Genomic DNA, 21,111 nt, shown 5'->3' with positions numbered 1-21,111 from the left:
CATCCTACGCCGCGTGCGACAATGCCCTGTCTCGTGAAACATCGCGGGCCACCCTGCCCGGTCGGGCGCTCCGGCGCCGGTCGACCGCGGCGCACGATCCCGTGGAGCACCCCGATGAATCCGCAGTCCCTGCTGGTCGTGCTGAACATCGTGCTGCTGCTCTTCGCAATCCGGGGCGTGCTGTCGAACCCGAGGCTCTCGAAGGTCGCGAAGGTCTCCTGGGTGGCGTTCATCGTGATCGCGCCGTTCATCGGCAGCCTCGCCTACCTGGCGGTGGGCCGTCGCGGCGGGAGCGGCGGAAGCGGCACGGTCGTGCGCGGCACGGAGCGGCCGTCGGGCTGGTTCTTCGAGCGCTGAGCGGTCGGGTGGCCCTACGGCGGGGGAGACCCGCGGACGTCGGCGCCCCGCGGACCTCCTGACCCTCCGTCCCGCGGCAACCCCCTCACCGCAGGCTCCGCCCGCGTCTAGCGTGGAGCGCATGGCCGATCGTCTGCGCTCCAGTGTCAGCCCCTACCTCCGCTCGCACGCGGACAATCCGGTCGACTGGTTTCCCTGGGGCGAGGAGGCGTTCGCCGAGGCGGTGCGCCGCGACGTCCCGGTGATGGTGTCCATCGGCTACTCCACCTGCCACTGGTGCCACGTGATGGCGCGGGAGTCGTTCTCGGATCCGGTGCTCGCCGCGCGGCTGAACGCGGACTTCGTCGCGGTGAAGGTCGACCGCGAGGAGCACCCGGACGTCGACACGGCCTACCTGACGGCCGCGAGCGCGTTCACCCGGCAGCTCGGCTGGCCGCTGACGGCCTTCGCCACCCCCGCCGGCGAGACCTTCTTCGCCGGCACCTACTTCCCGCCGCGCGCCGTCGGCGGCGTGCCCGCCTTCTCCGACGTCCTCGACGCGGTCTCGGAGGCGTGGCGGCTGCGGCGCGACGAGGTGCAGGCGACGGCGGGCGGCCTCGCCGCGGCCCTGCGCGAGGCGACCGCGGCGCTGCCCGCCGATGCCGCACTGCCCGGCGACGCCGAGCTCGACGGCGCCGTCCGCGCACTCGCGGACGAGGAGGACCGGGTGCACGGCGGCTTCGGCGGCGCCCCGAAGTTCCCGGTGGCCCCCGTGCTCGGGTTCCTGGCCTCGCGGCCCTCGGGAGCGGCGCTCGCCGAGCGCACGCTGCTCGCGCTGGCCGCGTCCCCTCTCCGCGACCGCGACGGGGGCTTCTTCCGCTACGCGACGCAGGCCGACTGGAGCGATCCGCACTACGAGCGGATGCTGTACGACAACGCGCAGCTGCTGGACGTCGCGGCCGTCCTGCTCGGGCACGACGGCGCCCGGGTGGAGGAGCTGACCGGGATCGCGGAGGGCGTCGCCGCGTTCCTCCTGACCACTCTCGAGCGGCCGGGCGGCGGCTTCGCGTCGGCGCAGGACTCGGAGAGCATCGTCGACGGTCAGCGCTCGGAGGGCGGCTACTACCTCGCCGAGGACCGGTCCCGCCTCGCGCCACCCGCTCTCGACGAGAAGGTCGTCACCGGCTGGAACGGCCTGGCGATCCGCGCGCTCGCCCGCGCCGGACGCGTGCTCGGACGGGAGGAGTGGATCGACGCCGCCCGGCGCGCGGCGGACGCGGTGCTGCAGCGGCACCTCGTCGACGGCCGCGTCGCGGTGCGCGCCTCCCTCGACGGTGCCGTCTCCGCGGCCCGCCCGGCGCTGGAGGACCTCGGGATGCTGGCCGGCGGGCTCCTCGAGCTCGCCCTGGCGGAGGGCCGCCCGCGCTACGCGGTCGCGGCGCGCACCGTGATCGACGGCGCGCTCGACGCGGCCGACGGCCCGCTGCCGTTCGCGCTGCCCGGGGGAGGGGACCCGGCGCTGACCGCGCGGGGACTCCTGCTCGCGGCCGATCCCTCCGAGGGCGCCTACCCCTCCGGCCTGTCGGCGACGGCGGACGCGGCGCACGAGCTGTACCTGCTCACCGGATCGCAGCGCTACCGGGAGGCGGCCGAGGCGGTCGTCGCCTCGATCGTTCCGGGCGCGGTCCGGCAGCCGATGGGCTTCGGCGCCGTGCTCGGGCTCGCTTCGCGGCTGGCTCGCCCGGTGCGGCAGCTGGTCGTCGTGGGCCCCGGCGCGGCGGAGGCGGTGCAGGGCGCGCGGTCCGCCGGGATCGGCGTGCTGGTCGGCGTGTCCGACGAGGGCGCCCGGGACTGGGCGGACGCGGGCTTCGAGCTGTTCGAGGGGCGGATCTCGCGGGAGGGGCTGCCGACCGCCTACTCCTGCGAGGCCTTCGTCTGCGCCCTTCCGACGACCCGCCTCCCGGAGGAGCTGCTCACGCGGCCGTGACCACCAGTGGCGCCGCGGGGTCGGCGGCCCACTCGTTGAGCGAGCCGTCGTAGACGACCGCCGTGTGGACTCCGAGCACCGCCAGTGCGAGTGCATCGGCCGTCGCGGCGATCCCGCCCCCGCAGTAGAGGACGATCCGCTCGGCCTGGAGAGCGTCTCCGAACAGCGACCGCAGCCGCTCCGGCGGCAGGAGCGTGTTGTCGGCGCGGTCGACGAGCCTCCCGGCGGGGACGCTCCGCGAGCCCGGCAGGTGTCCGAGGCGGGGTCGGCGCCCCTCCTCCCCGGTGAACTCCTTCGGCGGGACCGCGCAGACCAGCGCCCCGGGAGCCTCGCCGCGCACGACGCTCTCGACGCCGGCCTTGTCGATCCAGAGCGGCCGCTCCTCGCGCACGCTGATGCCACCGCTCACGGCGGGCTCGACATGCCCCGTCTCGATCGGGCGCTCCTCCCGCCGCCAGGCCGGGAGCCCGCCGTCGAGCACCGCGACGGCGTCGTGCCCGGCCGAGCGCAGCAGCCACCACAGGCGCGAGGCCCACTGGCCGACCGCGGAGTCGTACACGACGACCACCGAGTCGTCGTCGATGCCGAGCGCGGCGGTCGCGGCGGCGAAGCGCTCCGGGTCGAGCCGGGTGAAGGGCAGGGGAGCCGCCGGATCCGACAGCTGCTCGAGCAGGTCGCCGAACACGGCGCCGGGGACATGCCCCTCGAGGAGGTACTGCTCGTCGCCGCTGAGGTAGCCGGGCCGCCCGTCGAAGCCGGGCACGAGCAGCACGCTGGCGTCGACGACGACGAGGTGCTCGCGGCCGAGCTGGTCGGCGAGCCACTGGGTCGAGACGATCGGCCGGGCGAGGTACGGGACGGAGGAGGTGCTCACCCGCCCCACGCTAGGCGCGACCGCCGACATGTGCGCCCCCGTGCGTCACGCACGGTCACGGACGCCACGGGCGCTCAGCACTCGATGACGTTGACCGCGAGGCCGCCCTCGCTCGTCTCCTTGTACTTCGACGACATGTCGATGCCGGTCTGGCGCATCGTCTCGATGACCGCGTCGAGCGAGACGCGGTGGTCGCCGTCGCCGTGCAGCGCAAGGCGGGCTGCGCCGACCGCGGTGGAGGAGGCGATCGCGTTCCGCTCGATGCACGGGATCTGCACGAGGCCGCCGACCGGGTCGCAGGTCAGTCCGAGGTGGTGCTCCATCGCGATCTCGGCCGCGTTCTCGACCTGGCGCGGAGTGCCGCCGAGCACCGCGCAGAGCGCTCCGGCGGCCATCGCGCAGGCCGAGCCGACCTCGCCCTGGCAGCCCGCCTCCGCACCGGAGATCGAGGCGTTCGTCTTGCAGAGCGAGCCGATCGCGGTGGCGGTGAGGAGGAAGCGGCGCAGCCCCGCGCGGTCGGCGCCCGGGACGAAGCGGAGGTAGTAGTGCCCGACGGCGGGGATGATGCCCGCCGCTCCGTTCGTCGGAGCCGTCACGACGCGCCCGCCCGCGGCGTTCTCCTCGTTCACCGCGAGGGCGAAGGCGTGGAGCCACTCCACCGAGGTCGCGCGGGCGCGGTCGAGAGGGTCCTCCGCGAAGGCCTCGAGGCGCTCGCGCAGCACCGAGGCGCGGCGGCGGACGCCCAGGCCGCCCGGCAGCACGCCGTCGGTCGCCAGGCCGTGCTCGACGCAGGCGGCCATGGCGTCCCAGATCGCGTCGAGGCGGGCGTCGATGTCGACCCCGGGGTGCAGAGCGCGCTCGTTCGCGGCGGCGATCTCGGCGATGCCGGAGCGGGTCCGGTCGCAGGTCGCCAGCAGGTCGAGCCCGGAGACGAAGGGGTAGGGGTGCGGGGCCAGCGCAGCCAGCTCGGCGCGCTCGCCCGCGCGCCGGATGAAGCCGCCACCGATCGAGTAGTAGGTCTCCTCCCACACCGGCAGCGCGTCGTCGCCGACCCAGACGCTGAAGGTGAGGGCGTTCGGGTGCTCCGGCAGCCTCGTGCGCGGCTCGAAGACGACGTCGTCGCGCGTCATCGCGAGGCGCTGCTCGCCGGCCAGCAGGATCGTCCCCTCCGCGTCGAGGCGCTGCCAGGCCCCGCGCACCAGCGCCGGGTCGCACGTCTCGGGGTCCAGGCCGGCGAGACCGGCGACCACCGCGTCGGGGGTGCCGTGGCCGATCCCGGTGGAGCCGAGCGAGCCGTAGAGGGTGCAGCCCACCCGGCTCACACGGCCGAGGAGCCCGGCGTCGCGGATCCGCTCGGCGAGGGCGAGGGCGGCGCGCATCGGCCCGACGGTGTGCGAGCTGGACGGGCCGATCCCCACGCTGAACAGGTCGAGGACGGAGACGTAGGCGCTCATCCACCGAGACTACGCCGGGGCCGGCGGAGTGCGCCGCCCGAGCCGCGCCCGCGACGAAGAGTCACGGAGATCCGGCGTCGACGAGGGTCTGCGGCGGGTCAGCGCAGCGTCTTGCGCGCCGAGATCTGGCCGGTGTCGAAGCCGAGCAGGTGCAGGCCGCCGTGGAAGCGGGCGTGCTCGACCTTGATGCAGCGGTCCATCACGACGGTCAGGCCCTTCGACTCGCCGTACTCGGCCGCCTCCTGGTTCCAGATCCCCAGCTGCACCCAGACCGTGGGCGCGCCGACGGCGAGGACGTCGTCGATCACGGCGGGGATGTCGCTCGCCTTGCGGAACACGTCGACGATGTCGGGCACGACCGGGAGCTCGGCGAGACTGCGGTAGACCGGCTGCCCCAGGATCTCGGTGGCGTTCGGGTTCACGAAGTAGAGCTCGTAGTCGCTCGACTGCTGCAGGTAGGTGGCGACGAAGTAGGAGGAGCGGGCCGGGTTCGGCGAGGCGCCGACGATCGCCACGGTCTTCGCGCGGCGGAGGATGTCGAGTCGCCTGCGGGCGTCGGGGCCCACCCAGGTGCGCTGCGAGCGCAGCATCTTCGCCAGCGGCGAGTTCGCCGGGACCGAGCAGCTCAGCCCGTTGGACAGCTGGACGACCGTGTCGGCGGTGTCGGTGGTGCTCATGCTCAGACCTCCACGGCCGGGGTGTGCAGGGTGGTGGTCGTGTCCTCGGGGAGCGCGGTCGGAGCGTCGGGGGTGCCGTGCTCCTCGACCGCGCGGGCGAGCGCCTGGTCGAGATCGTAGATGATGTCGTCCGCGTCCTCGATGCCGACGGAGAGGCGGACGAGTCCGGGGAGGACGCCCGCGTGGAGGAGCTGGTCCTCGGTGAGCTGGGCGTGGGTGGTCGAGGCGGGGTGGATCACCAGCGTCTTCGCGTCGCCGATGTTGGCGAGGTGGCTGGCGAGGTCGACCGATTCGATGAAGGTCTGGCCGACGGCGCGGCCGCCCTTGACCACGAAGCTGAAGACCGAGCCCGGTCCCTTCGGCAGGTACTTCTGCGCGCGGTCGTGGTGCGGGTGCGCGGGCAGCCCGGCCCAGTAGACGGCCTCGATCCGGGGGTCGGCGTCGAGCCACTCGGCGACGCGGCGCGCGTTGTCGACGTGCGCCTGGATCCGGTACGGCAGCGTCTCGACGCCCTGGGCGAGCAGGAACGCGGAGTGCGGAGCGAGGACCGGCCCGATGTCGCGCAGCTGCTCCGCGCGCAGGCGCGTGAGGAAGCCGTACTCCCCGAAGTTGCCGTCCCACGACAGGTCCCCGTAGGAGGCCACCGGGTCGTGCAGCAGCGGGAACTTCTCGGGGGAGTAGTGGAAGCGCCCCGACTCGACGACGACGCCGCCGAGCGTGGTGCCGTGTCCGCCGAGGAACTTGGTGGCCGAGTGGATGACGATGTCGGCGCCCCACTCGATCGGGCGGACGAGGTAGGGCGTGGCGACCGTGGAGTCGATGATCAGCGGGATGCCGGCGGCGTGCGCGACCGCGGCGAGGCCCTCGATGTCGGCGATCTCGCCGGAGGGGTTCGCGATCGTCTCGGCGTAGAGCACCTTGGTCTTCTCGGTGATCGCCGCCGCGTAGTCGGCCGGGTCGCTCGAGCGGACGAAGGTGGTGTCCACTCCGAAACGGCGGAGCGTGACGTCGAGCTGGGTGATCGATCCGCCGTAGAGGTTGGCGGAGGACACCACGTGGTCGCCCGCGCCGACGAGCGCCGCGAAGGTGATGAACTGCGCCGAGAGCCCGGAGGCCGTGGCGACGGCGCCGAGGCCGCCCTCGAGGCTCGCGACGCGCTCCTCGAAGGAGGCGACCGTGGGGTTCGACAGGCGCGAGTAGACGTTGCCGTACTTCTGCAGCGCGAAGCGGGCCGCGGCGTCGGAGGTGTCGTCGAAGACGAAGGCGCTGGTCTGGTAGATCGGCAGAGCGCGGGCGCCCGTCACCGCGTCGGGGATGTTGCCCGCGTGGATCGCACGCGTCTTGAAGCCGTACTCACGATCTGCCATGCGATCGACGCTAGCGGGAGCCGCCGACACCGCCGCGCCGGAGCGACGCATCGCGTAACAGAGCGGTCCCGCAGTGCAGAGCGACCGTGCGCGACAGAGCGGCCGAGCGGATCGGAGCGCCGATCAGAGCGCCAGCTGCACCGCGGCCAGTCCCATCGCCGCGATCGCCGCCCACGACACCAGGGCGACGAGGAGAGCACGCCACCCCGTCGTCACGAGCGCGCGCACCCGGACGGCGCTGCCGAGCGCGAAGAGGGCCGCGGCGAGGAGCCAGGTCTGCGCGGTGTCGGCGGCGGCGAGCAGTCCCTCCGGCAGGGGGAGGAGCGTGCGCAGCAGCACCGCGGCGAGGAACCCGACCACGAACAGCGGCACGATCGCCGGGCGCGTCCCGCCGGTCCCGCCTCGGCGCCTCGTGACCGCCGCCGCCACCGCGACCATCGGCGCCAGCATGACCACTCGGGTGAGCTTCACCACGACCGCCACGGCCAGCGCCGACGCTCCGGCCACCTGGGCCGTCGCCACGACCTGGCCCACGTCGTGGACCGAGGCGCCGACCCAGTGCCCGAACTGCACGTCGGAGAGCCCGAGCGGCTGCTGCAGGGCGGGGAGCACTGCGATCGCGAGCGTGCCGCAGAGCGTCACCAGCGCGACCGGCGTCGCCTGCTCCTGCTCCTTCGCCCGGGTCGCTCCGGCCATCGCGCCGATCGCCGAGGCCCCGCAGATCGAGAAGCCCGCCGCGAGCAGCAGCGGCTCCTGCCCGGGCAGCCGGAGCGCCCGGCCCAGCGCCCAGGTCAGGCCGAAGGTGGCCAGGACGATCCCGACGACGACCAGGATCGCGCCCCAGCCCAGCGCAGCGATGTCGATCAGAGAGAGCTTCAGCCCGAGCAGGACGATGCCGGCGCGCATCAGCGAGCGGGACGAGAACTTCAGGCCCGGCGCCAGCGCCCCGCTCAGCAGGGGGCGCGCCGCGGGCAGCTGCGCCACGAGGATCCCGAGCGCGACCGCCGCGGTCAGCATCGGCACTGCCGGCACCGTCGCGTGCAGCAGGGCCGCGATCACCGCCGCGACGGCGCAGGCCGCGACTCCCGGGCCCAGCCGCCGGATCATACCCACGAGGGCAGCCACATGTGGGCCTGCCAGAAGGTGAAGGACGTCTGCGCGCCGATCCAGAGCGGCAGGAAGTAGGCCGTCAGCGCGGCCGCCGCCACTGCGAAGACGAGCACCACGAGGACGCCCCGGGTGCGCCGCCTCCGCTCGTCGCCCGGACTCCCGATCACGATCCCGGCCGTCAGCGCCAGCGCCAGCATCATGTAGGGCTCGAAGACGACGCAGTAGAACTGGAACACCGTGCGGTCGAGGTAGAGGAGCCACGGCAGGTAGCCCGCGACGATCCCCATCAGCACGAAGCCGGCGCGCCACTCCCGGTACCGCGCGAGCCGGTAGAGGAGGTACACCAGCGCCAGGACCCCGGCGTACCAGATGAGCGGATTGGCGACCGAGGTGATCGCCTCGTCGCAGCGTGCTGCGGTGCAGCCGTCGACGCCCGTCGCCTGGTCGACGAAGTACATGCTGGTCGGTCGGAGCATGAGCAGCCAGGTGAGCGGGTTCGCCTCGTAGGGGTGCGAGGCCCGCAGGTTGATCGAGTAGTCGTACATCTGCACGTGGTAGTGCCAGAGGCTCTGCGCCCAGTCCGGCACCCACGCCAGAGCCCCGGTCCAGGCGTTGCCGGGGGCCTCCGACGCCCACTGCCGGGCCCATCCGCCGGAGGTGCGCAGCCAGCCCGTCCAGGTGACGAGGTAGGCGATCAGGGCGATCGGCACGACCAGGAGGAAGGTGACCGGACCCTGCTTGAGGATCGCGCCGCTGCCCCAGAACGGCACGCCCGCGCGGCGCCGCATCAGCGCGTCGACGACCACCGCGTACACGCCGTACGCCGCGAGGAAGTAGACGCCCGTCCACTTCACGCCCGCGGCCAGGCCGAAGAGCACGCCGGCCGCGAGCAGCCAGGGCCGCCACCACAGGACCGGCCCCCAGCTCGGCAGCGCTCCCGCCGCCACCTTCCGCGCCAGCTGCAGGTCGGCCCAGCGCCGGTCCAACAGCACCGCCGCGACCCCGCAGAGCGCGACGAACATCAGGATCCCGTCCAGGAGCGACACCCGCGACATCACGATCGCGTGGCCGTCGAGCGCGAGCATCAGCCCCGCGAAGGAGGAGAGGAGGGTGGAGCGGAACAGGAGGCGGCCGATCACGATCACCAGCGCGACGGCGAGGATCCCCACGACGGCGGTCGCGACGCGCCAGCCGACGCTGTCGTCCGCGCCGAACACGCCCATCCCGAGCCCGATGATCCACTTGCCCAGCGGCGGATGCACCACGAAGGACGGCGCCCCCGTGAAGGTGTCCACGTCGCCGGCCGCGAAGCCGGGGTCCGGGTTCTCGGGCCAGGCGCCCTCGAACCCGAGGTTCCAGAGGGTCCAGGCGTCCTTCACGTAGAAGGTCTCGTCGAACACGAGCGAGCGCGGGTGGCCGAGGTTCCACAGCCGCAGCACCGCGGCCAGGGCGACCACCAGCAGCGGCAGTCCGAGCTCGTACAGCCGGCGGCGCGCGGGGGAGGCGACGAGCCGGGTGTGCAGGTCGTCGAACCGGGAGCCGCGCGGCACGTCCGGGAGCGGGGTGCGCTCGCGCGGTGCGGACGCCTCGGCGGGCTCCACCGGGACCGAGCGCGCCGATCCCGCCGCGTCCAGGAGCAGGTCGTCGAAGTCGCGCTGCGGTCGGTCCGTCACCCGGCCATGCTAACGGGGCGCCTCCTCCCGGGACGGCGGCGATCCGCGGCGGGAGGCCCCGGACCCGGCCTGGGAGACTGGCGGCATGATCATCCTCGCCGGCACTCCCATCGGAAACCTCGGCGACGCCTCCCGCCGGCTCGTGGAGGCGCTGGGCTCCGCCCGCCACGTCGCCGCCGAGGACACGCGCGTGACCATCCAGCTGATGCGCGCCCTGGGCGTCGAGAACCGGCCCGCCCTCTACGCCCTGCACGACCACAACGAGCGCGAGCGCGCCGCCGAGCTGGTGGAGCTGGCCCGCGAGGAGGACCTGCTCGTGCTGAGCGATGCTGGCATGCCCACGGTCTCGGACCCGGGCTACCACCTGGTCGAGGCGGCGGTGGCGGCGGGAGTCGCGGTCACCGCGCTGCCCGGTCCCTCGGCGGTGCTCATGGCGCTCGCCGTGTCCGGGCTCCCGACGGACCGCTTCAGCTTCGAGGGGTTCCTGCCCCGCCGGCACGGCGAGCGGGTCTCGACCTTCCGGGCGCTCGTCGACGAGCGGCGCACCATGGTCTTCTTCGAGTCCCCGCACCGGATCGGCGACGCGCTCGCCGACCTAGTCGAGGCGATGGGCCCGGAGCGGCGCGTCGTCGTCTGCCGCGAGCTCACCAAGATGTTCGAGGAGGTCCGGCGCGGCACGGCGGCCGAGCTGGCCGAGTGGGCCGCCGACGGCCTGCGCGGCGAGATCTGCCTGGTCGTCGAGGGAGCCCCCGCGCGGGAGGCGTCGCTCGAGGACGCGCTGGCCGACGTGCTGGCCCGCGTCGAGGCCGGATCGCGGCTCAAGGAGGCGTCGGCCGAGGTCGCCGAGATCACCGGGCTCTCCCGCCGCGCCCTCTACGAGGCGGCGCTCGCCTCCCGCCGCGGCTGAGGCTCCCTCCCCGGCGGCGATCGCGGCCGGTCGTCCACAGCGTCCGTCACACGCCGGGAGCGGTGCCGCGCGGTGAATAGGATGGTCGCCATGTCCGACGGCGCCTCCTTCTACCTCACGACCCCGATCTTCTACGTGAACGACGTCCCGCACATCGGGCACGCGTACACCGAGGTCGCCGCCGACGTGCTCACCCGCTGGCACCGCCAGGCGGGCGACGACACCTGGCTGCTGACCGGCACCGACGAGCACGGCCAGAAGATCCTCCGCACCGCCACCGCCAACGGCACGACCCCCCAGGAGTGGGCCGACCGCCTCGTGAGGACCGCCTGGCAGCCGCTGCTCGAGACCATCGACATCGCCAACGACGACTTCATCCGCACCACGGACGCGCGGCACGAGGTCAACGTCCAGAAGTTCCTGCAGAAGCTGTACGACGAGGACGCGATCTACACCGGCGAGTACGAGGGCTACTACTGCGTGGGCTGCGAGGAGTACAAGCAGCTGTCCGACCTCGAGGAGGGCACCGGCGACTACGCCGGCCAGTACGTCTGCAAGATCCACTCGAAGCCGGTCGAGCTGCTGAAGGAGAAGAACTACTTCTTCAAGATGAGCGAGTACACCGAGCGGCTGCTCGCGCTCTACGAGGAGCGTCCCGACTTCGTCCAGCCCGAGTCGGCGCGCAACGAGGTCGTGAGCTTCGTCCGCCAGGGCCTGGCCGACCTGTCGATCTCCCGCTCCAGCTTCGACTGGGGCGTGAAGGTCCCGTGGGACGACTCGCACGTGGTCTACGTCTGGTTCGACGCGCTGCTCAACTACATCACCGCGGTCGGCTACGGTCAGGACGAGGCGGAGTTCGAGCGCCGCTGGCCCGCGACCCACATCGTCGGCAAGGACATCCTGCGCTTCCACGCGGTGATCTGGCCCGCCATGCTCATGGCCGCGGGCCTCGAGGTCCCCCGGCAGGTGTTCGGCCACGGCTGGCTGCTGGTCGGCGGCGAGAAGATGTCGAAGTCGAAGCTCACCGGCATCGCGCCCGAGCAGATCACCGACACCTTCGGCTCCGACGCCTTCCGCTACTACTTCCTCCGGGCCATCACCTTCGGCCAGGACGGCTCGTTCTCGTGGGAGGACCTGTCTGCGCGCTACCAGTCCGAGCTCGCGAACGGCTTCGGCAACCTCGCCTCGCGGGTCGTCGCGATGCTGCACCGCTACTACGACGGCGTCGTGCCCGCGCCGGGGGAGCCGACCGAGGCGGAGGAGCGCGTGCAGCGCATCGTCGCCGAGGCCGCCGCGTCGGCCGACCGGTCGATCGACGCGCTCGCGATCCACGACGCGATCACCGCCGTGTGGAGCATCGTCGAGGAGCTCAACGGCTACATCACCGAGCAGGAGCCGTGGGCACTCGCCAAGCGCGAGGAGCGCGAGCGCCTCGGCACGGTGCTCTACACCGCGACGGAGGGGCTCCGCGCCCTGGCCGTGCTGCTCTCGCCGGTCGTGCCGCGCGCGACGGGGTCCCTCTGGGAGGCGCTCGGCGTGACGGAGTCGCTGGGCGCCCTCACCGCGCAGCCGATCCGCGAGGCGGGCCGGTGGGGAGTCCTCCCCGTCGGCACCACCGTCGGCACGCTCGCCGCGCTCTTCCCGCGCATCGAGGCTCCCGCGTCCTGACGGCCGCGCCTCGACCCGTGGACCGAGCAGCCGAGCGGTGCGGACTCGCCGGCGGAGGATCCGCAGGGGAGTGCCCGACGGCCGTGATCCGAACGTGGGGGGCCGGGTGCGAGCGGCCCTCCGCTCCGTGGACGGCGGGGCGCTGATGACGCGCGAGGTGCTCGACGCTCTCGAGCAGGCGGCCGAGCTCACCCGGCGCCACGTCGGGCACCCCGAGCGCGCCGCCGCGCTCGCCCTGCGCCTGCACCGGGTGACCGCTCCGACCGAGCTCGTCTACACCCGGTTCCCGCCGACCCTCAGCCTGGTGCTGGCCGGCCGGAAGCGCTCGGTGGTCGGCGACTCCGACGAGCGGTGGGGCGCCGGCCGCTTCCTGATCACCCCCGTCGATCTGCCGGTGGTCGCGGCCGTCGTGGAGACCGGCGACCGCGGCGACTTCCTGTCGGCCAACTGGCGTCTCGACCCGCTCGTGGTGGCCGAGATCGCGGCGCTCGCCCCCCGGACGGCCCCGCGGGCTCCCGCCCCGCGGATCGGCACGGTCACGGAGGAGATGGCCGACTCGCTGCGCCGACTCTTCCGTCTGCTCGACGCCCCCGCCGACATCCCGGTGCTCGCCCACGCGATCACGCGCGAGCTCGTGCTGCGGCTGCTGCAGACGGACCAGGCGCCCCGGCTGCTGGCCGCGTCCAGCACCGTCCGCTCGGAGGCCGTCTCCCGCGCGGTCGAGGCGATGAGCGCGTCGCTGTCGCGCGGATGGACCCTCGGCGCGCTCGCCGCGGAGGCGGGCACCAGCGTGCCCACACTCACCCGCCGCTTCCGCGAGCTGACCGGGATGTCGCCGCTGGGCTACCTGCGGCGGCTCCGCCTCGGGGAGGCCAGGAGGCTGCTCCTGGTCCGGGGCGACACCGCCGCGCAGGCCGCGGCCGCGGTCGGATACGCGAGCGCGTCGCACTTCGGGCGCGACTACCGCCGCGCCTACGAGACGACCCCCGCGGCCGACGCCGCGCTCCACCCCGGGCCGCTCGTCCAGATCCACTGAGCGGCGGGCGCTGTCGCGGGGACTCCGAGCGGCGCGTGCCGCGGCGTCAGACGCGGGCGCCGACGATGCCTCCGTCGACGTCGAGCGTCGTGCCGTGGACGTACGAGGCCTCGTCCGAGACGAGCCAGCGCACGGCCAGGGCGATCTCGTCCGGACGTCCGGGCCGGCCGGCGGGGGCGGACGCGGTCATCTGCTCCAGGATCGCCGCGGCGTGCTCGTTGCCGGGCGTGAGAGTCGCGCCGGGCGCGACGGCGACCACGCGCACGCCGCTCGGGCCGTACTCGGCCGCCCACGCCCGCGTGAGGTGCTCCAGCGCCGCCTTGGTCGCGGGGTAGAGCGCGGTCCCCGGCGTTCCCACCCGTCCCATCCACGAGGTGATGTTGACGACCACTCCGCTCCCGTGATCGGCCATGGCCGGGGCGATGGCCGCGACGAGCTGGTGCGGCACGCGGATGTTCGTGGTGAGGAGGGACTCGACGTCGGCGTCGCTGAGGTCGGCGGTCGGCCCCACCGGGAACACTCCGGCGTTGTTGACGAGGACGTCGATCCGCCCGTCGAGGAGGGTCAGCGCCCGGGCGGCGACGGCGCGGGTCTCCTCCGGCGTGCCCGCGAGGTCGGCGACGAGCGCGGAGGCGGTGCCCCCGTCGGCGCGGATGCCGCGGACGACGGACCCGACCCGCTCGGGGTCGCGTCCGTGCACGAGGACGTGAGCGCCGGCCCCGGCGAGGCGGCGGGCGATGGCCGCGCCGATCCCGCTCGAGGATCCGGTGACGAGGGCGTGGCGTCCGGCGAGGGAGCCGGATGCGGAAGGGGCGAGGAGCTCGGTGTCTGTCATGGCTCCAGCCTCCCGGCGGCGCGGGAGGCGGGCTGTCCCGATCCGATCGGGTGCTGACCCGATCCGCTCAGGGCGCCTCGGCGGCCGCTCTCGGCCCTCGTCCGCCCGGGACTCCGACCCCCGCGAGCCCTCCCGGTAGCCTGGAGCGCATGACCGACAGCCAGCACGTCCGCTCCCGCGAGGCCTCGTCCGGCCGCGACCTGACGTACCCGCCGCTGCCCGAGGCGCTCGTCGTCCCCGTCTACGACAACCACACGCACCTCGAGATCGCCGACGGCCTCGAGCCGCTCGACCACCGCGAGCAGCTCGACCGGGCCTCCACCGTCGGGGTCCGCGGCGTCGTCCAGGTCGGCACCGACGTCGAGACGAGCCGCTGGTCGGCCGAGCAGGCGGCGAGTGAGCCGCGGATGCTGGCCGCCGTCGCGATCCACCCCAACGAGGCGCCCGAGCTGGAGCAGCGCGGCGAGCTCGACGCCGCCCTCGCCGTGATCGCCGAGCTGGCGGAGCAGCCGCGGGTGCGCGCCATCGGCGAGACCGGGCTCGACTTCTTCCGCACCGGCGAGAGCGGCCGCGCCGCGCAGTTCCGCTCCTTCGAGGAACACATCCGCATCGCGAAGGAGCACGACCTCGCGCTGCAGATCCACGACCGCGACGCGCACCGCGAGGTCATCGAGACCCTGCGCCGCGTCGGCGCCCCCGAGCGCACCGTCTTCCACTGCTTCTCCGGGGACGCGGAGATGGCGCGGATGTGCACGGACGAGGGCTGGTACCTCTCCTTCGCCGGCACCGTGACGTTCAAGAACGCCGAGCTGCTGCGGGAGGCGCTCGTCGCGACTCCGCGGCACCTCATCCTGGTCGAGACCGACGCGCCGTACCTCACTCCGTCGCCCTTCCGCGGCCGCCCGAACGCGCCCTACCTCCTCCCGCACACCCTGCGCTCGATGGCCGCGACCCTCGAGACCGACGTCGGCCACCTCGCCGCGACGATCGCGTCGAACACGGAGGCCGTGTACGGCGAGTGGGGCGGCGAGGTCGGCTCCGAGCCGACGGAGCCGGTCGGACCCCTCGCATGAGCGGCCGCCACGCCGCCGAGCCGACGGGCGCTGCGATCCCGCGCCTGCTGGGCCCGGCCGAGATCCGCGACCTCGCGGGCCTCCTCGACGTCACGCCGACCAAGAAGCTCGGCCAGAACTTCGTGCACGACGCCAACACGGTTCGCCGCATCGTCAAGCTCGCTCGGGTGCGCCCGGGGGAGACCGTCGTCGAGATCGGCCCCGGCCTCGGATCGCTGACCCTCGGCCTGCTCGAGGCGGGCGCGCAGGTCGTGGCCGTCGAGATCGACGGGCGCCTCGCCGAGCAGCTGCCGCGCACCGTCGAGCTGATGGCGCCGGGCGCCGATCTCGCGGTCGTGCACGCCGACGCGATGAAGGTGCTCGACCTGCCGGGGGATCCGGTCCGGCTCGTCGCCAACCTCCCGTACAACATCTCGGTGCCGGTCCTCCTGCACTTCCTCGAGCACTTCGCCAGCATCCGGTCCGGAGTGGTGATGGTGCAGTCCGAGGTCGGGCACCGGCTCGCCGCCGGTCCCGGCTCCAAGGTCTACGGCGGCCCGAGCGTCAAGGCGGCGTGGTTCGGCTCCTGGACGACGGGCGGCGCGGTCTCGCGTCAGATCTTCTGGCCGGTGCCGAACGTCGACAGCGTGCTCGTCGCGTTCGACCGCGGCGAGGAGCCGGGCGACGAGACCCTGCGCCGCGCCGTCTTCGCGGTCGTCGACGCGGCGTTCGCGCAGCGGAGGAAGATGCTCCGCCAGTCGCTCGCGACCCTCTTCGGCGACAGCGCCGCGGCGATCGTCGCGCTCGAGCGGGCCGGCGTCCCGCAGACCGCGCGCGGCGAGGAGCTGGACGTCGCCGCTTTCGTCCGCCTGGGCCGCGAGCTCGATCCGGCGCGGGTCCCCGTGCGCGGCGCGGCGTTGCCCGACGGGTCGCTGGCGGAGACCGACGGGGACGACGCGGACGGCGACGGGGAGCCCGCCCCGGGTGCGGACGAGGGCGCCTCCGCCACCCTGTAGCGTGGATGCATGGCCCACCGCGCGACGTCGAACCGGGTCCACGCGCGGGCGCCAGGCAAGATCAACGTGTTCCTCAAGGTCGGCGCCGTGCGCGACGACGGGTACCACGAGCTGGCCACCGCGTTCCAGTCGCTCTCCCTCTACGAGGACGTGTTCGCGGAGGAGGCGGCCGACTTCTCGGTCTCCTTCTCGGGCTCGATCGACACCTCCCGCCTGGCCGTCGACGGCTCCAACCTCGCGATCAAGGCGGCTCGGGCGCTCGCCCGGGCGACCGGCTACCTCGGCGGCGTGCACCTCGAGATCGAGAAGAACGTCCCCATCGCCGGCGGCATGGGCGGCGGCTCGGCCGACGCGGCCGCGACCCTGCTCGCCTGCGACGCGCTCTGGGGCACGGCGTGCACGAGGGAGCAGCTGCTCGGCATCGCCGCGAGCCTCGGCGCCGACGTCCCCTTCTCCTTCACCGGCGGCACCGCGATCGGAGTCGGCCGAGGCGACGAGCTGAGCCCGGCGCTCGCCAAGGGCCGCTTCGAGTGGGTGCTGGTCCTCTCGGAGGAGGGCCTGTCGACCCCCGAGGTCTACAGCGAGCTCGACCGGCACCGCGAGCGCCACCTGCACGACTTCCGCCCGATCTCGGCGACCCCCGCCATCGATCCCAACGTGCTGCAGGCCCTCCGCGCCGGCGACGCCGCCATGCTCGCCGACGCGATGCACAACGACCTCCAGGCGCCGGCGCTGCACCTGCAGCCCGGGCTCGCCCGCATCCTCGAGCTCGGCGAGGGCCGCGGGGCGCTCGGCGGCCTCGTCTCGGGGTCCGGCCCGACCGTCGCGTTCCTCGCTCCGGACGCCGATGCGGCGGCCGACCTGCAGCGCGAGCTGAGCTCCGCGCGGCTGAGCGCCGTGCGGGTGTCCGGCCCGGTCCACGGGGCTCGCCTGCTGTCGACCTAGTCGCGGAGGCGGTGCCTCCGGAGCGGGGCCCGCGAGCCTCGCGCCCGGCGCCCTCCACAGACGGTCCGCAGAGAAGTTCCGACCTCGTGGCTTAGAGTGCCGCTCATGTCCCGCCGAGCCACCCTCTTCGCGATCCTCTCCGGGATCGTGGCCGCCGTCGTCGCCCTCGCGGCCGCCGAGGTCGTCGCGGTCTTCACCGGATCGGGCGGCAGTCCGCTGGTCGCGGTCGGCGGCTTCGTCATCGACATCGTGCCCCCGGGCGTGAAGGACACGGTCATCGCGCTCTTCGGCACCGGCGACAAGCTCGTGCTGCTGGTCTCGATCGGCCTCGCGATCGCGCTGCTGGCCGTCGGCGCGGGAGTCCTCGAGTACCGCCGCCCGCCGTTCGGCGTGCTGCTGCTGGCCGTCGTCGCGGGCGCCGGTGCGCTCGCCGCCGTCAGCCGCGAGGGCGCGTCCGGGATCGACGCGGCGCCGAGCGTCGTGGGCATGGTGGCCGGTGCCGCGGTGCTCCGCTCGGCCTCCGTCCGCCTCCGCGGCTGGCAGGAGGAGCGCGAGAGCGACTCCCCGGACCGCCGGTCGTTCCTCCGCCTGGTCGGGATCGCCGGAGTCGCCGCGATCGCCGCCGGCATCGGCGCCCGCTTCCTCACGTCCGCCTCCGCCGCCGTCACCGCCGTGCGCGAGGCCGTGTCCCTGCCGGCTCCCGCCTCGGCCGCCGCGCCCGTCCCGGCCGGCGCCGTGCTCGACGACATCGACGGCATCAGCTCCTACGTCACTCCCAACTCCTCGTTCTACCGGATCGACACCGCGCTCTCGGTGCCGTCGGTCGAGCCCGCCGACTGGTCGCTGAAGATCACCGGCATGGTGGAGGAGGAGATCGAGATCACCTGGGACGAGCTGCTCGCGCTGCCGCTCGAGGAGCACCTGGTCACCCTGTCCTGCGTGTCCAACGAGGTCGGCGGCGACCTGATCGGCACCGCCCTCTGGCTGGGCTACCCGATCCGCGAGCTGCTGGCCCGGGCCCGGCCGACCGCCGGCGCCGACATGGTGCTCTCGCGGAGCATCGACGGCTTCACCGCCTCCAGCCCGCTCGACGTGCTGCAGGACGAGGACCGCGCGAGCCTGCTCGCCGTCGGGATGAACGGCGAGCCGCTTCCGGTCGAGCACGGCTTCCCCGTCCGGATGGTCGTCCCCGGCCTCTACGGCTACGTCTCGGCGACGAAGTGGGTCGTCGAGCTGAAGGTCACGACCTTCGCGGAGGACCTGGCCTACTGGTCGACGCGCGGCTGGACCGAGCGCGGTCCGATCAAGATCGAATCGCGGATCGATGTGCCGCGCCAGGGCCAGCCCGTCGAGGCGGGGACGGTCGCCGTGGCGGGAGTCGCCTGGGCGCCGCACACCGGGATCGCGAAGGTGGAGGTGCAGATCGACGGCGGCGCCTGGCAGGAGGCGCGCCTCGCCGAGCAGGTCACCGCGGACACGTGGATCCAGTGGGTCCTCGAATGGGACGCGACGGTCGGCGACCACGTCGTGACCGTGCGCGCCACCGACGCGGACGGCACGGTGCAGACCACGGTCGAGCGCCCGCCCGCGCCCGACGGCGCCACGGGACTGCACCGCCGCTCGGTGTCCGTCTCGGAGCCGGCACCCGCGGGCTGAGGTCCGGGGGCCGCGACCCGGCCGCACTGTGATCGACCCGCGGCGGACCGCTCAGGCGGCACCGCCTAGGCTGGATCCCTATGGCACATCTGCTGGGCGCCGAGGCGCTGCGACTCGAGTACCCCACACGCGTGATCTTCGACGACGTCTCCCTGGGGATCGAGGAGGGCGACCGCATCGGGATCGTCGGACGCAACGGCGACGGCAAGTCGACCCTCCTGCGCCTGCTCGCGCAGCGCATCGAGCCGGACAGCGGCCGCGTCACGCACCGCCGCGGCGTCACGCTCGGGATGCTCGACCAGGCCGACACGGTCGACGAGGACCTCACCGTCGCCCAGGCCGTCGTCGGCGGGCTCCAGGAGCACGAGTGGGCGGGCGACGCGCGCACCCGAGACGTGATCGCGGGCCTGCTGCGCGACGTCCCCTGGGACGGAGTGGTCGGCTCCCTCTCGGGCGGCCAGCGGCGCCGGGTCGCCCTCGCGAAGCTGCTCGTCGGCGACTGGGACGTCGTCTTCCTCGACGAGCCCACCAACCACCTCGACGTCGAGGGCATCGCCTGGCTCGCCGAGCACCTCAAGCGCCGCTGGGCGGCGTCGTCGGGCGGGCTCGCGGTCGTCACCCACGACCGGTGGTTCCTCGACGAGATCTGCACCGCCACCTGGGAGGTGCACGACCGCCTCGTCGAGCCGTTCGAGGGCGGGTACGCGGCGTACATCCTGCAGCGCGTCGAGCGCGACCGGATGGCGTCGACCATGGAGGCCAAGCGCCAGAACCTGATGAAGAAGGAGCTCGCCTGGCTCCGGCGCGGCGCCCCCGCCCGCACGGCCAAGCCCAAGTTCCGGATCGACGCCGCGAACCAGCTGATCGAGGACGAGCCCCCGGTGCGCGACTCGGTCTCGCTCTCGCAGCTCGCCGTCTCGCGCCTGGGCAAGGACGTCGTCGACCTGCTCGACGTCACCGTCCGCTACGGCGAGCGGACCGTCCTCAACCGCATCGAGTGGCGGATCGCGCCCGGCGAGCGCACCGGCATCCTGGGCGTGAACGGCGCCGGCAAATCGACCCTCCTCGGCCTGGTCGCGGGCAGCGTGGAGCCGACGAGCGGCCGGGTGAAGCGCGGCACCACCGTGCGCGTCGCGATCCTCGACCAGCAGCTGCGCGAGCTGACCGGTGTCCAGCACCGGCCCGTCCGCGAGATCATCGCGGAGCAGCGCACCAGCTACTCCATCGGCGGCAAGGAGATGACTCCGGGCCAGCTGCTCGAGCGGCTCGGCTTCTCGAGCGCGCAGCTCTCGACGCCCGTGAAGGACCTCTCGGGCGGTCAGCGCCGGAGGCTCCAGCTCCTGCTCATCCTGCTCAGCGAGCCCAACGTGCTGATCCTCGACGAGCCGACCAACGACCTCGACACCGACATGCTCGCCGCGATCGAGGACCTGCTCGACTCCTGGCCGGGCACCCTCCTCGTCGTCTCGCACGACCGGTACCTGCTCGAGCGCGTCACCGACCAGCAGTACGCCGTGATGGACGGCGCGTTCCGCCACCTGCCCGGCGGCGTCGAGCAGTACCTCGACCTGCGCCGCGCGCTCGAGAAGGGTGCGCCCGCGGCGGCGTCGTCGGGCTCCTCCTCCGCCGCGCCGGCGTCGAGCGGACTCGCGGGGGCCGAGCGGCGCACCGCCGAGAAGGAGGTGTCGGCGATCGACCGGCGCCTGCACAAGCTCACGCAGCTGGCGAAGACCGTCCACGAGAAGATGGCGACGCACGACCAGGACGACTACGACGGCATCCTGGCGCTCAACGCCTCGCTCCGCGCCTACGAGGACGAGACGGCCGAGCTCGAGCTGCGCTGGCTGGAGCTCTCGGAGCAGCTCGAGGGCTGACGCCGCTCTCCTCCGCGGCACCGGCAGCTGTCCCGTACCGCCTGGGCGGGCCGCCGTCGCGGGCCCGTACCGACCGGCTCAGCCGAAGTCGAGGGAGAGCTTGCGGAGGAGCTGCGCCAGCCGCTCCTGCTGGGCGTGGGTGAGCGCGCCGAGCAGCTCCTGCTCCGCGTCGACCAGGCGGGTGATCGCCGCGTCGACCCGGGCGAGTCCCGACGGCGTCATCTGCACCAGCACGCCGCGCCCGTCGTTCGGGTCGTCGAGGCGCTCGACCAGGTCGCGCTCGACCAGCCGGTCGATGCGGTTGGTCATGGTGCCGCTGGTGACCATGGTCGCCTGGAGGAGCTGCTTGGGGCTCATCCGGTAGGGCGCGCCCGCGCGCCGCAGGGCCGAGAGCACGTCGAACTCCCACGTCTCGAGCTCGGACCGGCCGAAGGCGCTGCCGCGCGCGCGCTCGAGCTGCTTGGCCAGCCGGCGCATCCGCGAGAAGACCTGGAGCGGCGTGAAGTCGAGATCGGGCCGCTCCCGGACCCAGGCGTCGACGATCCCGTCGACCTCGTCATTCGCACTCACCCGTCCATTGTGGCGGCTGGGCGGCTCGGGGGACGCCGGGAGGCGGACGGGTCGGGAGGCGGAGGGGCCGGGAG

At 73.7% G+C, this 21,111-nt stretch carries 18 protein-coding genes; 10 read left to right on the top strand and 8 right to left on the bottom strand.

Annotated features, from left to right (window positions below; all coding sequences use genetic code 11):
* The first annotated feature begins 114 nt into the window (after window positions 1–114).
* On the top strand, window positions 115–357 hold the full coding sequence (locus C5C57_RS09380; protein WP_159939582.1) for a PLDc N-terminal domain-containing protein: 243 nt from the start codon (window positions 115–117) through the stop codon (window positions 355–357).
* Window positions 358–478: 121 nt separating this feature from the next.
* Window positions 479–2,323, top strand: a complete 1,845-nt coding sequence (locus tag C5C57_RS09375) for a thioredoxin domain-containing protein (RefSeq protein WP_104297539.1) — start codon at window positions 479–481, stop codon at window positions 2,321–2,323.
* Here the strand turns inward: C5C57_RS09375 and C5C57_RS09370 are convergent.
* The 6 genes from C5C57_RS09370 to C5C57_RS09345 form a co-directional block, all read right to left on the bottom strand.
* A complete protein-coding gene (locus C5C57_RS09370; RefSeq protein WP_181069150.1) occupies window positions 2,310–3,197 on the bottom strand; it encodes a sulfurtransferase in 888 nt (295 codons plus the stop codon). The two genes, C5C57_RS09375 and C5C57_RS09370, sit on opposite strands and share 14 nt — an antisense overlap.
* 74 nt (window positions 3,198–3,271) lie before the next feature.
* The gene (locus tag C5C57_RS09365; protein WP_104297538.1) at window positions 3,272–4,651 is read right to left on the bottom strand and encodes an L-serine ammonia-lyase; all 1,380 of its coding nucleotides are present in this window, start codon (window positions 4,649–4,651) and stop codon (window positions 3,272–3,274) included.
* 98 nt (window positions 4,652–4,749) lie between these two features.
* Window positions 4,750–5,328, bottom strand: a complete 579-nt coding sequence (locus C5C57_RS09360) for a CoA-binding protein (RefSeq protein WP_104237688.1) — start codon at window positions 5,326–5,328, stop codon at window positions 4,750–4,752.
* A gap of 2 nt (window positions 5,329–5,330) precedes the next feature.
* Window positions 5,331–6,695, bottom strand: coding sequence for an O-acetylhomoserine aminocarboxypropyltransferase/cysteine synthase family protein (locus tag C5C57_RS09355; RefSeq protein WP_104260321.1), 1,365 nt, complete (start codon window positions 6,693–6,695; stop codon window positions 5,331–5,333).
* A gap of 123 nt (window positions 6,696–6,818) precedes the next feature.
* Window positions 6,819–7,802, bottom strand: a complete 984-nt coding sequence (locus tag C5C57_RS09350) for a YeiH family protein (protein ID WP_104226922.1) — start codon at window positions 7,800–7,802, stop codon at window positions 6,819–6,821.
* Window positions 7,799–9,478 (bottom strand): dolichyl-phosphate-mannose--protein mannosyltransferase, encoded by a 1,680-nt coding sequence (locus tag C5C57_RS09345; RefSeq protein ID WP_258063282.1) that lies wholly within the window; start codon window positions 9,476–9,478, stop codon window positions 7,799–7,801. The genes C5C57_RS09350 and C5C57_RS09345 overlap by 4 nt, the downstream gene beginning before the upstream one ends.
* An 85-nt stretch (window positions 9,479–9,563) precedes the next feature.
* On the opposite strand from C5C57_RS09345, the gene rsmI reads away from it, so the two are divergent.
* The 3 genes from rsmI to C5C57_RS09330 all read left to right on the top strand — a co-directional run bounded on the left by rsmI (window position 9,564) and on the right by C5C57_RS09330 (window position 13,089).
* A complete protein-coding gene (gene rsmI, locus C5C57_RS09340) occupies window positions 9,564–10,385 on the top strand; it encodes a 16S rRNA (cytidine(1402)-2'-O)-methyltransferase (RefSeq protein ID WP_104226923.1) in 822 nt (273 codons plus the stop codon).
* 90 nt (window positions 10,386–10,475) lie between these two features.
* A complete protein-coding gene (metG, locus tag C5C57_RS09335) occupies window positions 10,476–12,053 on the top strand; it encodes a methionine--tRNA ligase (protein ID WP_104288209.1) in 1,578 nt (525 codons plus the stop codon).
* A gap of 70 nt (window positions 12,054–12,123) precedes the next feature.
* Window positions 12,124–13,089, top strand: coding sequence for an AraC family transcriptional regulator (locus tag C5C57_RS09330; RefSeq protein ID WP_258072740.1), 966 nt, complete (start codon window positions 12,124–12,126; stop codon window positions 13,087–13,089).
* A 46-nt stretch (window positions 13,090–13,135) separates the two neighbouring features.
* On the opposite strand, the gene C5C57_RS09325 is transcribed toward C5C57_RS09330, so the two are convergent.
* Window positions 13,136–13,924 carry an SDR family NAD(P)-dependent oxidoreductase gene (locus C5C57_RS09325; RefSeq protein WP_104288210.1) on the bottom strand — a complete coding sequence of 263 codons (789 nt, stop codon included), beginning with the start codon at window positions 13,922–13,924 and terminating at the stop codon, window positions 13,136–13,138.
* Window positions 13,925–14,073: 149 nt separating this feature from the next.
* Between C5C57_RS09325 and C5C57_RS09320 the strand changes: the two genes are divergently transcribed.
* From C5C57_RS09320 to C5C57_RS09300, 5 genes are all read left to right on the top strand, one after another.
* Window positions 14,074–14,997, top strand: coding sequence for a TatD family hydrolase (locus tag C5C57_RS09320; RefSeq protein ID WP_104297537.1), 924 nt, complete (start codon window positions 14,074–14,076; stop codon window positions 14,995–14,997).
* Window positions 14,994–15,992, top strand: a complete 999-nt coding sequence (gene rsmA / locus C5C57_RS09315) for a 16S rRNA (adenine(1518)-N(6)/adenine(1519)-N(6))-dimethyltransferase RsmA (RefSeq protein WP_181069148.1) — start codon at window positions 14,994–14,996, stop codon at window positions 15,990–15,992. Before C5C57_RS09320 ends, rsmA begins: the two co-directional genes overlap by 4 nt.
* Window positions 15,993–16,001: 9 nt before the next feature.
* On the top strand, window positions 16,002–16,937 hold the full coding sequence (locus C5C57_RS09310; protein WP_104288212.1) for a 4-(cytidine 5'-diphospho)-2-C-methyl-D-erythritol kinase: 936 nt from the start codon (window positions 16,002–16,004) through the stop codon (window positions 16,935–16,937).
* 105 nt (window positions 16,938–17,042) lie between these two features.
* On the top strand, window positions 17,043–18,593 hold the full coding sequence (locus tag C5C57_RS09305; RefSeq protein ID WP_104288213.1) for a molybdopterin-dependent oxidoreductase: 1,551 nt from the start codon (window positions 17,043–17,045) through the stop codon (window positions 18,591–18,593).
* An 80-nt stretch (window positions 18,594–18,673) separates the two neighbouring features.
* Complete coding sequence (locus C5C57_RS09300; protein ID WP_104288214.1) at window positions 18,674–20,467, top strand: ABC-F family ATP-binding cassette domain-containing protein; 1,794 nt, start codon at window positions 18,674–18,676, stop codon at window positions 20,465–20,467.
* A 78-nt stretch (window positions 20,468–20,545) separates the two neighbouring features.
* Here C5C57_RS09300 and C5C57_RS09295 read toward each other — a convergent pair whose 3' ends face one another.
* Complete coding sequence (locus C5C57_RS09295; RefSeq protein ID WP_104222340.1) at window positions 20,546–21,037, bottom strand: MarR family winged helix-turn-helix transcriptional regulator; 492 nt, start codon at window positions 21,035–21,037, stop codon at window positions 20,546–20,548.
* Window positions 21,038–21,111: the final 74 nt, after the last annotated feature.

The sequence above is a fragment of the Rathayibacter sp. AY1C5 genome (assembly GCF_002931705.1).
Lineage (GTDB): Bacteria > Actinomycetota > Actinomycetes > Actinomycetales > Microbacteriaceae > Rathayibacter.
The sequence above is the reverse complement of the archived record's forward strand: the minus strand, read 5'-3'. Positions and strand labels throughout refer to the sequence as shown.

Bases quoted from the DNA above. Each gene is read 5' to 3' on its own strand.
- C5C57_RS09380 (WP_159939582.1), top strand. From the start codon at position 115: ATGAATCCGCAGTCCCTGCTGGTCGTGCTGAACATCGTGCTGCTGCTC.
- C5C57_RS09375 (WP_104297539.1), top strand. From the start codon at position 479: ATGGCCGATCGTCTGCGCTCCAGTGTCAGCCCCTACCTCCGCTCGCAC.
- C5C57_RS09365 (WP_104297538.1), bottom strand. From the start codon at position 4,651: ATGAGCGCCTACGTCTCCGTCCTCGACCTGTTCAGCGTGGGGATCGGC.
- C5C57_RS09360 (WP_104237688.1), bottom strand. From the start codon at position 5,328: ATGAGCACCACCGACACCGCCGACACGGTCGTCCAGCTGTCCAACGGG.
- C5C57_RS09355 (WP_104260321.1), bottom strand. From the start codon at position 6,695: ATGGCAGATCGTGAGTACGGCTTCAAGACGCGTGCGATCCACGCGGGC.
- C5C57_RS09350 (WP_104226922.1), bottom strand. From the start codon at position 7,802: ATGATCCGGCGGCTGGGCCCGGGAGTCGCGGCCTGCGCCGTCGCGGCG.
- rsmI (WP_104226923.1), top strand. From the start codon at position 9,564: ATGATCATCCTCGCCGGCACTCCCATCGGAAACCTCGGCGACGCCTCC.
- metG (WP_104288209.1), top strand. From the start codon at position 10,476: ATGTCCGACGGCGCCTCCTTCTACCTCACGACCCCGATCTTCTACGTG.
- C5C57_RS09325 (WP_104288210.1), bottom strand. From the start codon at position 13,924: ATGACAGACACCGAGCTCCTCGCCCCTTCCGCATCCGGCTCCCTCGCC.
- C5C57_RS09320 (WP_104297537.1), top strand. From the start codon at position 14,074: ATGACCGACAGCCAGCACGTCCGCTCCCGCGAGGCCTCGTCCGGCCGC.
- rsmA (WP_181069148.1), top strand. From the start codon at position 14,994: ATGAGCGGCCGCCACGCCGCCGAGCCGACGGGCGCTGCGATCCCGCGC.
- C5C57_RS09310 (WP_104288212.1), top strand. From the start codon at position 16,002: ATGGCCCACCGCGCGACGTCGAACCGGGTCCACGCGCGGGCGCCAGGC.
- C5C57_RS09305 (WP_104288213.1), top strand. From the start codon at position 17,043: ATGTCCCGCCGAGCCACCCTCTTCGCGATCCTCTCCGGGATCGTGGCC.
- C5C57_RS09300 (WP_104288214.1), top strand. From the start codon at position 18,674: ATGGCACATCTGCTGGGCGCCGAGGCGCTGCGACTCGAGTACCCCACA.